We start from the raw sequence: 14,217 nt of genomic DNA on the forward strand, positions 1-14,217 counted from the left end.
GATAGGAGTTGCACAGCGCTGCAATATTTAGTAAATCATAGGCTATGCAATCTCACATTCAGGCGATCGCTTATTGTGATAAAAAACCAGTTAAGAGAAGCGGCAAAAGTATTAAGGCAGATACAATCAAGACGAGAGTGGCTGGTTCAATTTTTAAGATGTTCTTTTCTGGCTCTGGCATTTTTTTGTCCCTTTTCAGAAACTCAGTACATAAACTTAGCCTAATACCAATTCTCTGTGAAGCTACACATTATTTCGACCCCTCCCAACCTCCCCGCGAGTTCGGGCTACCCTGTACACACAAGTCGAAAATTTTCACGCTGAACCCATATCCCGCCTATAACTAAAGTTCCAGGCTAATAGTCAAAGTCCACTTCTTTGGACTGGATGGAATTTTTCTTTGAGTCCTCTTGAGAAGACTTGCACTATCAGACTCGGAATTTATTCCGAGGCGGGATAGATACACTGCGCCAAGATTTGTATGTACACCGTAGGCGGTGGGGTTATTTCTATGCTTCTTCATACAGAAATGGTATAAACCACGTTTGCTCTGTTAAGTAGCCCTCTTTCACTTTGTCCCCTTGTCCAATAGCACTAACAAAAGCTGGGGAAGTTGGGGGGAGAAAAAATACTAAACCAATCGTCATTCAAATTGGATCTTTACGTCTTTAACAAAAGAAGAGTACCCGAAGGATCTTGAGGTTGCCAACGCCCTTAAGGTGACGCAGGCATTCTATTTCAACTGGTCGCGGCGAGGAGTCCCCCAATCCCCAATCCCTAATCCCCAGTCCCTTTTACTACGTGTCATTTAGATTCTTTCATTGCAAAAGCCCTTAGTATACTGCCTAGTAATAATACTTATAATAAAAAAACACATATTCTGGCACAGTATATGCGTGAAGACTATTGCCAGTATTCGAGAATTGTGGCACTATTTCATACTCTATGCATCAATGCTTCATAGGGTTACAAAAAGGTAACTGGATTATTCTTTTTAGGAAAAAATACTTAGAAACTAAAAGTAGAATTTTAGTTAACAATCCTTTATCAATTTAATCCCAAGGAATTCCGGAACCAAAAGCCAATCTTTGAAGACCTATATAAGGACTTACTCAGTAAGCAGCTCATGAGCCACCAGATGATCGGTAAAGTATTACAAGGGCGTTACCAAATTATCCAAAACTTAGGTGCAGGGGTATTTGGACAAACATACATTGCTGTAGATGTAGATTACCCAGAAAACCCTAAATGCGTTGTTAAACTGCTCAAGGTTAGCAGTTCCCAACCTAGTTACTTAGACACCTTGAGATTACGTTTTCTTACGGAAACCGAAACCCTCAAGCGTCTGGGACGCCATCACCAAATTCCTCAACTCATCGCTTGTTTTGAAGAAAATGAACGATTCTACTTAGTGCAAGAGTTTATTGAAGGACATGCGTTGACGGCGGAACTACCAATTAATAAAAACTGGGGAGATATTTGGACTGAAAGTGAAGTTATAGAATTTCTTAAAGATGTCTTAGGAATTCTAGAATTTATTCACTCTCAAGGTGTCATTCATTGCGATATCAAACCTGAAAACTTGATCAGACGTGCTTTTGATGGCAAGTTAGTTTTGATTGACTTTGGCTCAATTCAGCCAGTTGATTTTGCCATAGATACAGAATTACCTATCCATACAGTTCCGGTCACTTCCTTGGGGTACATACCACCAGAACAATTTATTGGTCAAACACAGCCCAACAGCGATATTTATTCTTTGGGCATGATTGCTATCCAGGCTTTAACAGGTCTAGCACCATTACAATTGAAAGTAGATGCCTATACCAATGAGATTAACTGGTATTCTTATCAAACCCCAATTAATGATTATTTAGCTGCTATTCTCAGCCAAATGATCCGCTACAATTACAAAGACCGCTTCCAATCTGCGAGTGAGGTACTGCATATCCTCAAGCAAATGATATGGGAGACACAGTTACCGCAATTAACAGAAACGCCGGATAGCACGCCTTCACAGCTATTAGAAGAAAATAATCAAAATACTAATTTAATCCCAAGTTTTAAACCGACAAATTCATTATCGCCAATGACAGGAATCAAACTGGGATTGGCGACCAATAGTATAATATTGGGATTGGGAATGTATTCTTTAGTTAGTAATTCTCCAACATATTCAGAAACAGAAACTTTATATAAAGCCACAGAAGAGTATCAAGCTGGAGATTTACAAGAGGCGATCGCTCTAGCAAAATCGATTCCTTCCCACAGCGATGTTTATCCAGAAGCTCAAGCCACAGTTGAAGAATGGCAACAGCAATGGCAGATTGCTGCTGAACAATACCTATTAGCTGAAAAAGCTTTACAGGAGGGTAGATGGTCAGATGTACTTCGTATTGCACCTAAAGTTCCTGATATTTTATATTGGCAATCTAAAACCGACAACCTAGTTAAACAGGCAAACACCAATCTAGAAGCACAAGCGCAAGATTTATTAGCAAAAGCTTACAAGAAAGCTCAAGCAAAAGATTTTTCGGCTGCCTTAGAATATCTGCGCCAAATTCCGATAGAGACTTCAGCAGGTGCAATAGTTCAAAAAAAGTTAGTTGAGTACAATCAAAAGCAACAGATTAGAGCTACTTATTTTTTACAAAAAGCCTACAATCAAGCATCTATTAATGACTTTAATAGTGCTGTACAATTTCTGCAAAAGGTTCCCAAAAATACTGCTGTTTATGCACAAGCTCAAATCAAACTGAATGAGTATAAGCAAAAGCAGCGTCTGCGTTCTCAAACTACTAAAGTTGCTCGCTCTAGTATGACTTCTCAGGCAAAAAAACCTAACATAGATAGACCCTATTACTCAACTATTAATCTTGAAAATTTTCAACCTGCAAATGTATTGAAAAAGGTGAATATTTAGTGGTTCATCGCTGTTAAAAATTAAAAATTAAAAATTTTTAGAATCAGAGTTTGAGAAAGTTAGAGGTTTAAAACAAGGATACCCAAGCCGAAACACGTGTTTCGGCTTGAAACTTTTTTCATATTGGATTTTAATTTTTTATTACTGTGGTGGCTGAGTAGGAGTAGCAGAATTAGGAATAAGAATTGGGATGGTAGGTACGACTATAGGCTTTGATATTTGATTGTCCAGTTGATTCTGCGCTTGCTTGCGAGCGTCTATTGCTTGTTGGTAATCAGGCTTATATTTAATTGCTTGATCATAAGATGCGATCGCATCTCTATAACGTTTCAAATTCACTAAAGCATTGCCTCTACTATACCAGCTTTCGTAATGATCGCTCTTGTAACGAACTGCTCTATTGTAGGATGCGATCGCCTCTTGGTATTTTTGTAAATTAAACTGTGAATTTCCCAAATTGTACCAAAATTGATAATCGTTTCGCCTTAATGATATGGCTTTATTATAAGATTCAATTGCTTCTTCATAGCGTTGGCTTTGATGCATTGCCCAGCCACGGCTATACCATGCTTGGTAATTGTCAGAATCATATTTAATTACCTGATTAAAAGATTCGATTGCTTCTGGATAGCGGCGTAGATTGATGAGTACATTACCTCTAGATAACCAAGCTGGATAATAATTTGATTTGTATTGTACTGCTTTATCATAAGCTACAAAGGCATCTTCGTAGCGTCGTAAATTAACTAATGCATTGCCGCGATTATACCATACTGCTTCATAGTCTGGTTTTAATTCTATAGCTTTGTCATATGCTGCGATCGCATCTTCATAACGTTTTAAATCATGCAGCGCTAAACCTTTATTGTACCAAGCATCGTAATAATCTTCTTTTAATTCAATTGCTTGATCGTATGCTTTAATTGCATTTTCGTATTGTCTTAAATTACTTAAGGCTTCACCTTTAGCGTTCCAGACTTCTGGATAATTATTTTCTAATTGTAGAGCTTTATCAAAAGAAGCGATCGCTTCTTGATATCGCTGCAATTTTTCTAATACAAAGCCTCGTCCACTCCAAGCTTCTAAATAATCTGGCTCAATTTGAATTGCTTTATCGTAGGCTGCTAGTGCTTGTTTATATTGTTTTAACTCAGACAGCGCTTTGCCTTGCCCATTCCATCCTTGAGCATAACTAGGTCTAATATTAACTGCCTTTTCATATGCTACTAGTGCATCTTGATAGCGTTGCAGATCTAAAAGTGTATTTCCTTGCTTATATAATTCTGTAGCATTGCTCGTATGGATGCTATCTAGAATATATATACAAGCTGTTCCACTTAAACCTATGATAAATAGCGCTGATAAAACTTTAGAAATTAACTTTTTTTGAGGTTTATGATTTTTGAGCTTATTGAAGGTCAACGCAGAAACCAACGCTACTGTGCTAGAGGATGGCTGCGTTAACTCCTTCAGGGCTTGTAAGGCGATCGTTGCCGAAGCGTAGCGTTGTCGGAAATCATAACATACCATTTTGTCTAAAATTTTGGCAAATTCTGGCGTTACTTTGGTGTGGCTTTGCCAAATAATTTCATGAGTATCGGCATCTTTATCTAATTGTTCAGGAGATAATCCAGTAAGAGCTTGGATAGCAATTATCCCCACTGCATAGATATCACTGCTAAATTTTGGATTACCTTGCGCTTGTTCTCCAGGAATATATCCAGGAGTACCTATAGCAACCGTAGATTTTGTTTGGCCTTGAGGCGTAATCACCTGAGTAGTAATTTGTTTAACTGCACCAAAGTCAATTAAAATTAATTTGCCATCTTGCTGGCGTCTGAGTAAATTACGCGGATTGACATCGCGGTGAATTACCTTCTGTTGATGGACAAACTCTAAAATTTTGAGGATTTCTATCAACAAGGAAATGACATCATCTTGGCTTAGAGTTTTCCCTGGTGTTAATTCTTTACTCAGGTCATGACCCTCAATAAATTCTTGTACGAGATAGAATTCTGCATCTTCCTCGAAGTAGGCTAAAAGTTGAGGAATGTAATCATGAGTGCCTAATTTATATAAAACTTTAGCTTCCGTATCAAATAAACGTCTAGCTGTCTCCAAAGTTACTGGGTCATTTGCTTGAGGCTTCAGTTTCTTGACAACACATTGAGGCGTTCCCGGCAATTGAGTATCACAAGCCACAAAGGTTTCACCAAATCCCCCACCTCCCAAGTGGCTAATAATTTGGTATCTTCCAACAAGTGTGTTTCCCAGCATCTGGTTTGCCTAGAGTTGAGTGCGATGTTATCTGATTTCAATCTTGCCACAGGGGAACCGGATTCAGGGGCGATCAAGGGACAAGAACACTACACTACTAATGACTAATAATCAATCAAAATGATTCCTATTAGTGATAATATCCGTATTCGGCATCAACCAATTATTAATTACTGGCTAATTGGGATTAATATTGCCTTATTCTTATGGGAACTCCAACTAGGGTTTAGCGATCAACTAAGCTATTTTATCCACAGTTGGGGTGTGATACCAGCGCAGATTAGCACAGCAATTACAAATGCCCTCTTTTTTAACCCAGCAGCTTGGATAGTTGTATGTTGGCGTTTGATTTCCTTGCTTGTGGGGATGTTTCTGCACGGCAGTTTTAGCCAAATCTTAGGAAATTTGCTATTTTTATGGGTTTTTGGCAGAACTGTAGAAAACATTCTCGGACATAGGCGCTATTTAGGATTTTACTTGGGTAGCGGCATCTTGACAGGGATAATACAAATATTAGTTGAACCTAGCTTGACAGTACCATTGATTGGGGCAAATGGTGCGATCGCATCTATTTTAGGGGCATATGTTATGAAGTTTCCTAAAGCCAAAATCGACACTATTATCCCCTTGTTAATCCTATATATACCTGCCGAACTACCAGCTTATTTTTATCTATTTTGGTGGTTTATACAGCAGTTATTTTATGGCATTGGCAGTTTAAATATTCCCCCTGTTGGTATTAATCAACCTAGCATAGCTTACTGGGCACAGGCGGCAGGATTATTTATAGGTGCAGTATTCATGCGGTTTAATAAACGATAAGTAGGTGAACATAGTAGCCTTATTTTGAAGAATTAGTATTAATAGCTGAATCTGGTAGTGTTCTGATTGAAATCTCAAATCTTACACCATCCCACATCGCTTTTACTATATCTCCTCTGTTGGGGCTATAACCAATCTTCAACCTTACAAGACGGTACGGTTATTGCTATAATTCTTTGTTATAAAACCGAACCAATTGAAGTTTAACGTTGTTTTAGTGTGTTAACTAGGAAGCTTGAGATTAAGCTTTTGGAAGTTAAAGGTTCGTCAAGAAAACATACTAGTTTTCTGCAAGCTAGAAAGCTTGAGATTGAGCCTCCTAAGTCCAAAGATTGCATCTTAGAGGTGATAGTATGGCACTGATTCGTTGGGATCCATTCCGCGATATTGAACGCTTAGAACCATTCCGCGACATTGACACTTTACAGCGGCAAATGAATCGCTTGTTTGACAGATTGATACCAACCCATGATGGTGAAAGTATTGGACTCAACTTCGTTCCTGCTGCCGAAATGGAAGAAACTGATGACGCAATACATCTTAGACTAGAAGTACCTGGTCTAGAAGCAAAAGATATCAATTTAGAAGTAACTCCCGAATCAGTTTCTATTAGCGGTGAACGTAAGTCTGAAACTAAGACCGAAGAAAATGGTGTAACTCGCTCTGAGTTCCGCTATGGCAAATTCCAACGGGTGATTCCCTTATCCTCTCGGATTCAAAACGACCAAGTTAAAGCTGAATACAAAGACGGCATCCTCAGATTGATTTTGCCCAAGGCAGAATCAGAAAGACAAAAAGTGGTTAAGGTTAACATCGGTTAATCAAAGAAAGGATGAAGGGTAAAAGTTTTATGCCTGGAGGAACGCAAAGATACAGCAAGGTTTTTCCAGTCCACGGATGAATCCGTGAGGAATGCTTGAGACTTCATGCTTTACCCTTCATCCTTCATTCTTGATGTTTGCACTGGAGTAAGTTGCTAATTATCTTTGTTCTACCAATTCCTGTTTCGACGGGTCGGCATGGGCTGCTGCAACCCCGTGTACTGATTGATTACCACAAATGATATCGATTATACACCAATCAGCTATTTCCGGCACTGTCAACCGCGCCAAACTAGTTACCCGGATTTCTCACCACATCTCTCAAAGCCTGCGCTTGTGCAGGGGAGAGTTATTGTATAAGAAGCGATCAATCGCGTCTGTACTTTCCCCTCTGCCCCTCTGCCCCTCAAGCTTGTGAGAAATGCGGGGTTAATGTTGTTTGATAGTTCCGTGATGAAGCTAAAATACCACTAGCTCGAGCCAAAAAACGCTGTTGAATCGGGTAGTAATTAACTGACCAATATCGCTGCTGGCCTGGTACTGTAGGTGTTTCATCACTCGCTTCTTGAGCAACAATCGATTCTTTTGTCATCGCCACATGACGAAAAGCTTCCATAATTTCCGCGCCTACTCCAGGTAGCAGTTCAGCGACAGTCTTACCAATATGAGCTTCTTGAGGCAGACCATTAATCTCGGCTAAGGCCTCATTCAACCATAGTTTGCCTAACTTCAGTAGTCACAGTTTCTGCTCCTCTTAGTTGAAAATACTTGGCTAACAGATCCTCACCAGGGTCGCCCATCTGGTGTAGTAGCTCTTCAATCTGTTTCATAGCCAATGGAGAAGGTCGCACCCGTCCGTTTTCCCAACGGTTGATACTGTGGAACGAAACCCCTAGCATTGCTGCCAATTTAACCTGTGAAAGTTTGAGGCGCTGCCGAGTCTCAAAAATTAAATGTGCAACCTCTAACTGTTCGTTTTCAGGCATAAAGCAATTTTACTTTTAATTTTTAATTAGATATTTGACTATAGCATCTGCTATAACTATCGCAAAATCTATCATAAGTTATACGAGGTGGAGAGAGCAAAGGTACACCAAATGTAAATTATGCTTAAACATTTAGTGAGCATAGCTTTTAATATCTAGTAGGCTGGTCATTTGGCTAGCATCAAACGGCATTGCTATGAAAGAATAATGTTTCAAGGTGAAATTTTGCACCAAGATACAACAGACCTAAATAGGATATGAAGCAGTTTAGAGCCAAAATCTTGCTTGTATGGCAGATAATTTTTGTTCACCAACTAAATGAAATTTTTGTTATAACAGCACCTCTGAGGTAGAAAGTTGTAAACATCCTACTTTATAGGCAAAAAAGGGACAATTTCAACAAAAATGGCAAGTTGATACACACTGATGTAATTTCATTTGGTTGAATAGCTATATTGATAAGACGGAAATTCACAACTCGTTATTATGGTTAGTAAGTTAGTTGACGTTAGAGAATATACTGTCAGAGCACATAAAAGAGAGATTCACACTCGTGTTTTTCACTTTGTCTGTAAGCAGTGTAATGAGACAACAAAACGCGAGACTTTCGGGCCTCGACCGTTATATTGTGAGCAATGTCGCCCTCCCCAAGCGCCAAAAAAACCACAACAGCAAGCTAGAAAAGCAAAACCTAGACCGATGTCTTACAAAAGCAACACTGATTTGGATTGATTGAAGCCTTATGACTCTCAAGGGACAGTTAGAACCACCTCCCGGCACTTTCCTCTCTCCATTGTTGGAATTACGAGACTACTATGCTCGCATGGTAGAAGAGTACGAAAGCTTATACACGCAGGCGCGATCGCAGCTCAATCATGTAGAAGCTTTGTTGTCTCATTGGTCAGCATCAGATAATAACAGCCAGCTTTTAACAGTTGATGTGGCTCATGAGACACTTAGTTCTCCCCCGCAAGAAACATTATCGTCTGATGGCATTTCGGCTATTGATTTAGTGGAGTCTAGTCAGTCTGAACTCCAAGACTCAGACAACTTGGAGATAGATAATTCCTCATCTGCGGCGACGGATACAAACGAGTACGAACCTGTAATTACAACCCCTATTATAGAAACCATCCCTGAAGACAGAGATAACTCAATCAAGGGTACAGACATCCCGATGCTACCGGAGTATCAAAACACTCTGACTCGGATGGAAGCGATCAAAAAGCTATTGCAAGAACATAGTGGCACCGTGTGTCATATAGATTTTATAGTGCGATCGCTTTATGGAGAGTTAGAGCCGTCTATCTTCAAAGTAGTTAAAGGTAGAGTCCAATCCTCACTGACACAGGGTAAGGAGAGGAGTAGCTGGTTTGCTATTCCCGACGAACCTGGTTGTTATACTCTGGATTTAAGTTTGTTAACGTCAAGTAATAGTCGCTCAAAGACTCTCAAACAGAAACAAAAGAAACCTCTGATACTTCCTAAGACAAAAATAGTACCGATGCTTAGAATATTTGAGGGTCAATTTTTAATTGATGCCATCTCCTCTCTCTTAAAGCAAAATTCGGGAAAAATTTTTACAGTAGCGGAAGTTATCAGTGGACTTTATGGTGAACTAGATTCTGAGGAAGTTAGAGAAATTAAAAGCAAGGTACTGAATGAATTATCGAGGGGTTATCGAACAGGGCGATTCTCTAGAGTTCCTGAAAAAGTCGGTCTGTATACTTGGGATACCAATTTGATGCTGGAGAAAAGTCCAGGCTAAAACATCTGTGTTTATTCAGTAAGCATCTACATCTGATTCGGAAAATGATTTGCTTTTAGACAACCATCAGATTCCATATCTTGTACCAGTAGCCTGCCAACAATATCGACGGCTAGAGACGGACACGGTGAGACAGCGCTCTTAGTAAGGTTTCCCCCTGAGCGACTGACCTGAGCGCAGTGTAAAGCCTCCGGCATAGCTTCGCTTAGAGCGAGGAACGAGCGTCACCCCGAAGGGCGACACGGAGAAATTACTTGGATTAATTCTCCGTGTGGCCACGTCATATCAAGTTCGGATAATTAGTTATAATTCCCGCATCTGTGCAAAAACGTAAAAACCCTTTCTTCCCCTGCTCCCTGCGGTCTTAATGATAAGTCTTTAACCGAACACGATATCATTCCTAACCCTGCATTTGTAAAGACTTTATTTAACATGAATTCGACAAACCTCTCCCACCCAACCTCCCTCTCCTCGCAGGCTACGGTGTACACACATCTCTGTACTAAACCGAAATCATTGTAGATCCGTCATTATCCTCCGATAAATTGGAGGACTTTGAGGGATTTTAGCCCCCCTTGGAAAGGGGGGTTGGGGGGATCAAAAGCCTGTGGGACAACTCTCAAAGACTTGTGTGTACACCGTAGCCTTGTAGGAGAGAGGTTTAGAGAGAGGTCAAAATTATAATGCATCAAACTCACATCTATTTATGAAAAGTTACTTTATAAAACAAGCCTGCTATTTAAAGCACCAAACATAATTAAGCGTATAAAAAATACTTTATCTGAAATTTATACATTATTGTATAGCTTTTATAAAGCCTTTATGCCATTTCAGAATAAACACTTAGATAATGAAAGAATATCTACGAAGATTAAAGCAAAGATGTCCATGTTTATTAGTAGCGAAAGCAAATATAAATAATGGAATTTATATTTGTCATTCCTAATGCCTGCAAGCCATTAGGAAAAATTGTAGATGGTGCAAGTCAAAAGATTCTTAATTTTGTGAGAAAGACATGAATTTCAAAACTATAGCTTGTGGAATAGCTTTAACTTGTGGTGCATTTGCTTTAAGTAGCACCCTAAATGTGTCACCAGCTCAAGCAGTATCGATTAATGGAATACTCAACGTTGCTGGAAGTGGTTACTTTGCTAACGGGCCTGAGAAAACGCCAGCGGCTACAGACACAATTAAATTTAGTACCCCAGGGACAAAACCCATAGTAGACTCTAAAGTTACGGCATCATCAACAGGCTTTTTTGCTAGTTACACAGGGCAAATTGTAAGCATATCTGATATTGATCTAACTCTCAATGGAACACCTACTACAACAGCAACAGGATCAATAGCTAATTACATAGGAAGTGCAACAAATCCATTCATTAAATTTAGTGATGGACTGATTTTTGATATACAGAATCCCTTAAATGTCATAAAAACATCCTTGACTAGTACATCTACAAAATCTGCTTACGGTGTGCTTCCATCATTCACTGGATACTTTAGAAAAGGTGATTCCGTGCTAGGTGAAGGGCTATTGACTGTGAACCAAATCAAACAAAATGGTTCATTCTCACTAACTGCTGAAGCAGTTCCCGAACCATTGACTATCTTAGGTTCAGCAACAGCCTTAGGATTAGGAGCTGCCTTGAAAAAGAAATATGCTAAGAAGCAGAATAAAGAAAAAGCAGTAGCTTAATCAAAGTTTTCAATTACTCACAGTGTAATTGAAAACTTTCAAGTGCTGAATGATTATTATATCGCACTGATAATTATTTGATAATAAGGATGAATTATAAAGTCTAAAAATTCATCCTTCGTATTTTATATGAGCTGTACTATCTACTTCCAAGACAAACTTGTTCATAATGTTGCCCAGCGATATCCCATGTAAATTCTGTTTCTACTAATTGCCTACCATTACGAGACAACTTATCTCGTAGTTCTGGGTGATCAAATAGTTGACTAATAGCAATGACATACTCTGCCGGTTCATTTGCTCGTAATGCTCGTAGTGGTATACCAGCACCATCTACTGCTAGCCCTTCTAAACCGCGATCGCTGGCAACTATAGGCACACCAGCTGCCATTGCTTCTAGAGTTTTATTTTTAATTCCAAAACCTGTCCGCATCGGCACAACGCAGACAGTTGATTTGTGTAAGTATTCCACCATTGAAGGTACACGCCCAGTAACAGTAATACCTGGTTGTTGTTTAAGTGCTAAAACTTCCGGTGCAGGATGAGAACCAACAATCTCAAAAGTTGTATCGGGATAAGATTTCTGAATCGCTGGCAACACTTGTTTGCTAAAGAAGCACACCGCATCAATGTTTGCTAAATTATCCATTGCGCCGATAAAAATTAAGCGATGTCCCCCCAGATCGGCAGTGCGGTTGGGAAAAGAAACTAAATCTACGCCATTAGGAATGACAGTGATTTCACTGTTGGGGTTGAATTCTTGGATCTGATTTTTATCTTCTTGTGTTGTCACCACAATTGCAGAAAATTTTGAGCAGTAGCTTTGCTCATAACGGCGTAAAAGCGGCAGACTAATTTTATCTCTCAGGGTATTTTCGGAAATACCAGTTGCTAGCTGATTGCGACAAGTACCGTATACAGAGCTATGAATATTAACTATGGTTTTTAGCTGTTGCTGAAAATGAGGGCGCACATAAATCTCATTAACGCTATGTTCGCAGGTAATAACATCATATTTTCCCGCCTGTACAACGTTATCAATCCATTCTTGCATTTCACTTGAATAGCGGTTGAGTACACTTGGTGGTGTCCCCTGTTGCAAAAATGAACTAAAGCGCTGCATTTTCTGGAATATTCCTGCGGAAGTTCCCGAATCTAAAGGACGTTCAAAAATCACTAGACGATCCACACAATCTTGCAATCCTGCTATTTCTGCATCCGTGACATTGCGATCGCCCAACCCTCCGTAGCCATCGCGTTGAGTCACGAGGGTAACAGTATGGCGTTGGCTTAAGTACTTAAGTAAATTAAACGTCCTCACTTGTGTTCCCCCTCGCGTTGGTGGGTAGGGAAACGTAGAAGATAGCATTAAGATATTCATACAAATTATCTCTAGGAATTATACGAAATCAAGCGGTGATATATATACAATGGCTTCTGCCAACGCTTGTTGTCATCATGAATATCCCTTATATAGGTTTTATAAAGTTTTCATAAATTAAAGCAAATAAGAAGCTAGATACTGATTGACTTCTAACATCATGAATTTATGGTATATCCCAGAAGAACTATTGTTTTTCTGGGAATTTGTATGGCAAGATGTAAACTTAGCTAAAGTATATAAGTTAATTAAATGTTCTTAAATACTCTATGAAAAATTTAGTAGTAAGGCAACTGCTATTAAGGATGGGATGAGCTTAATTTAATATTTACCTGTGAAAAAGAAAATAAAATATCGAATCTCAGATTTAAAGGTTAACTAAATTGAAAAAATCCGATAGTAGTAAATAAAAGATAAACCTAGTTATTTGAGTTACTAAATAATTGGAGACGAAAGGACTTAACAAAATGAAGGATTTCGGTATTTACACCCTGGCTAACGATGTAGTCTATGACCAATTGGTTGCTTTGCTAAATAGTATTGAGGTGAATGTTGGACGAGATATTCCTGTTTGTGTGATTCCTTATAATGAGCAATTAGACTTAGTTAAGCAGGAACTGAAATCTAGAAATAATGTCACACTTTTTGAAAATTGGGAAGCAATTAGATGCTGGGACAAATTTGTAAATCAGCTTTGGGATACTCACCCAAGGGCAAATGATTCAAAATTAACTCGCCCTGGTTGGTATAAAGGCTTCGTACATAGGAAATTTGCAGCTTTTAATGGCGATTTTAAGAGATTTGTCTTTTATGATGCTGACAGCCTAGCAATGAAGCCAATTGATGACATATTTGAAAAGCTGGACAATTATGATCTAGTATTTAATGATTGGGAACACGCTAAACCTAGAGCTTACACCGAACTAAATATTGATGCAATTGAGAGTGTCACACAGTTCACAGAAGCTGATTTACGTCCCAAAATTCATTGTGATAGTTTTTTTGGCTCTAAACAATTCCTTTTTGGAAGCGAAGATTTAAATTTTTTGAAAGAGCGATGGATTGAAAAGCACGAGTCTGAATGGATTCGTGCGAGTTCTTGGTGGTCTAGTTCTGGTTTATTCAGTTATATAACCTTATATGGTAACCACCCAATATTTAACTTTACACTCAGCCCTAATGGTCAAGATAGAACTGGTAACTGTGCTAATGCGGATTCTTTTGTGAATATTAATAATGTTCTCTATAACCAAGATGGATTAAAACCAATTCATCGGATTCATTACATGAGTTATTCGTCTAGCGATTTTTCTCGTTTATGCCAAGGCGAAGATGTGAACATACGCTACAGAGATGAATTTTTGCATTATCGTTTTCTGAGACAACCAGAACAAAGACCAAAACAGTTAAAACCGCCTAGTATTACTTCACAAACTAATCGTTTTCTACAAAAAATATCCCGGAAATTTAAAACTGTTATATCATGATTTCTTGTTGTAAATAATGTACAATCCAAGTTTCAATAAATATTAAGTAAAAT

Annotated in this window: 12 protein-coding genes; 7 read left to right on the forward strand and 5 right to left on the reverse strand. The window is 38.8% G+C overall.

Features of this window, described 5'->3' with window-relative positions; genetic code table 11:
• The first annotated feature begins 1,126 nt into the window (after positions 1-1,126).
• Positions 1,127-2,923: a protein kinase domain-containing protein gene (locus AC5JL8_RS04945; protein WP_495878663.1), complete on the forward strand. Its 1,797-nt coding sequence runs from the start codon at positions 1,127-1,129 to the stop codon at positions 2,921-2,923.
• 141 nt (positions 2,924-3,064) lie between these two features.
• Here AC5JL8_RS04945 and AC5JL8_RS04950 read toward each other — a convergent pair whose 3' ends face one another.
• The gene (locus tag AC5JL8_RS04950) at positions 3,065-5,200 is read right to left on the reverse strand and encodes a tetratricopeptide repeat protein (protein WP_495878664.1); all 2,136 of its coding nucleotides are present in this window, start codon (positions 5,198-5,200) and stop codon (positions 3,065-3,067) included.
• A 120-nt stretch (positions 5,201-5,320) separates the two neighbouring features.
• Here AC5JL8_RS04950 and AC5JL8_RS04955 point away from each other — a divergent pair, with 120 nt between their 5' ends.
• Together AC5JL8_RS04955 and AC5JL8_RS04960 are read left to right on the forward strand one after the other, a co-directional pair.
• Positions 5,321-6,022, forward strand: coding sequence for a rhomboid family intramembrane serine protease (locus AC5JL8_RS04955; RefSeq protein WP_495878665.1), 702 nt, complete (start codon positions 5,321-5,323; stop codon positions 6,020-6,022).
• 353 nt (positions 6,023-6,375) lie between these two features.
• The gene (locus AC5JL8_RS04960) at positions 6,376-6,843 is read left to right on the forward strand and encodes an Hsp20/alpha crystallin family protein (protein ID WP_495878666.1); all 468 of its coding nucleotides are present in this window, start codon (positions 6,376-6,378) and stop codon (positions 6,841-6,843) included.
• 159 nt (positions 6,844-7,002) lie between these two features.
• Here AC5JL8_RS04960 and AC5JL8_RS04965 read toward each other — a convergent pair whose 3' ends face one another.
• The 3 genes from AC5JL8_RS04965 to AC5JL8_RS04975 form a co-directional block, all read right to left on the reverse strand.
• Positions 7,003-7,134 carry a hypothetical protein gene (locus AC5JL8_RS04965; protein WP_495878667.1) on the reverse strand — a complete coding sequence of 44 codons (132 nt, stop codon included), beginning with the start codon at positions 7,132-7,134 and terminating at the stop codon, positions 7,003-7,005.
• 115 nt (positions 7,135-7,249) lie between these two features.
• Positions 7,250-7,555, reverse strand: coding sequence for a PAS domain-containing protein (locus AC5JL8_RS04970; RefSeq protein WP_495878668.1), 306 nt, complete (start codon positions 7,553-7,555; stop codon positions 7,250-7,252).
• Positions 7,548-7,829 (reverse strand): helix-turn-helix domain-containing protein, encoded by a 282-nt coding sequence (locus AC5JL8_RS04975; RefSeq protein ID WP_495878669.1) that lies wholly within the window; start codon positions 7,827-7,829, stop codon positions 7,548-7,550. Before AC5JL8_RS04975 ends, AC5JL8_RS04970 begins: the two co-directional genes overlap by 8 nt.
• A 486-nt stretch (positions 7,830-8,315) precedes the next feature.
• Here AC5JL8_RS04975 and AC5JL8_RS04980 point away from each other — a divergent pair, with 486 nt between their 5' ends.
• From AC5JL8_RS04980 to AC5JL8_RS04990, 3 genes are all read left to right on the forward strand, one after another.
• On the forward strand, positions 8,316-8,561 hold the full coding sequence (locus AC5JL8_RS04980; protein WP_495878670.1) for a hypothetical protein: 246 nt from the start codon (positions 8,316-8,318) through the stop codon (positions 8,559-8,561).
• A 10-nt stretch (positions 8,562-8,571) separates the two neighbouring features.
• A complete protein-coding gene (locus AC5JL8_RS04985) occupies positions 8,572-9,597 on the forward strand; it encodes a hypothetical protein (RefSeq protein ID WP_495878671.1) in 1,026 nt (341 codons plus the stop codon).
• 1,015 nt (positions 9,598-10,612) lie between these two features.
• Positions 10,613-11,296, forward strand: a complete 684-nt coding sequence (locus tag AC5JL8_RS04990; RefSeq protein WP_495878672.1) for a PEP-CTERM sorting domain-containing protein — start codon at positions 10,613-10,615, stop codon at positions 11,294-11,296.
• Between the two features lie 139 nt (positions 11,297-11,435).
• Here the strand turns inward: AC5JL8_RS04990 and AC5JL8_RS04995 are convergent, their stop codons facing one another.
• Positions 11,436-12,677, reverse strand: a complete 1,242-nt coding sequence (locus AC5JL8_RS04995; protein WP_495878673.1) for a glycosyltransferase family 4 protein — start codon at positions 12,675-12,677, stop codon at positions 11,436-11,438.
• 467 nt (positions 12,678-13,144) lie between these two features.
• Between AC5JL8_RS04995 and AC5JL8_RS05000 the strand changes: the two genes are divergently transcribed.
• Positions 13,145-14,164, forward strand: coding sequence for an Npun_R2821/Npun_R2822 family protein (locus AC5JL8_RS05000; protein ID WP_495878674.1), 1,020 nt, complete (start codon positions 13,145-13,147; stop codon positions 14,162-14,164).
• Positions 14,165-14,217: the final 53 nt, after the last annotated feature.

Source organism: Mojavia sp. (assembly GCF_059505145.1).

What these genes read in the sequence shown, in the direction of transcription:
- AC5JL8_RS04945 (WP_495878663.1), top strand. Translation starts at nt 1,127, where the DNA reads ATGAGCCACCAGATGATCGGTAAAGTATTACAAGGGCGTTACCAAATT.
- AC5JL8_RS04950 (WP_495878664.1), bottom strand. Translation starts at nt 5,200, where the DNA reads ATGCTGGGAAACACACTTGTTGGAAGATACCAAATTATTAGCCACTTG.
- AC5JL8_RS04955 (WP_495878665.1), top strand. Translation starts at nt 5,321, where the DNA reads ATGATTCCTATTAGTGATAATATCCGTATTCGGCATCAACCAATTATT.
- AC5JL8_RS04960 (WP_495878666.1), top strand. Translation starts at nt 6,376, where the DNA reads ATGGCACTGATTCGTTGGGATCCATTCCGCGATATTGAACGCTTAGAA.
- AC5JL8_RS04975 (WP_495878669.1), bottom strand. Translation starts at nt 7,829, where the DNA reads ATGCCTGAAAACGAACAGTTAGAGGTTGCACATTTAATTTTTGAGACT.
- AC5JL8_RS04980 (WP_495878670.1), top strand. Translation starts at nt 8,316, where the DNA reads ATGGTTAGTAAGTTAGTTGACGTTAGAGAATATACTGTCAGAGCACAT.
- AC5JL8_RS04985 (WP_495878671.1), top strand. Translation starts at nt 8,572, where the DNA reads ATGACTCTCAAGGGACAGTTAGAACCACCTCCCGGCACTTTCCTCTCT.
- AC5JL8_RS04990 (WP_495878672.1), top strand. Translation starts at nt 10,613, where the DNA reads ATGAATTTCAAAACTATAGCTTGTGGAATAGCTTTAACTTGTGGTGCA.
- AC5JL8_RS04995 (WP_495878673.1), bottom strand. Translation starts at nt 12,677, where the DNA reads ATGAATATCTTAATGCTATCTTCTACGTTTCCCTACCCACCAACGCGA.
- AC5JL8_RS05000 (WP_495878674.1), top strand. Translation starts at nt 13,145, where the DNA reads ATGAAGGATTTCGGTATTTACACCCTGGCTAACGATGTAGTCTATGAC.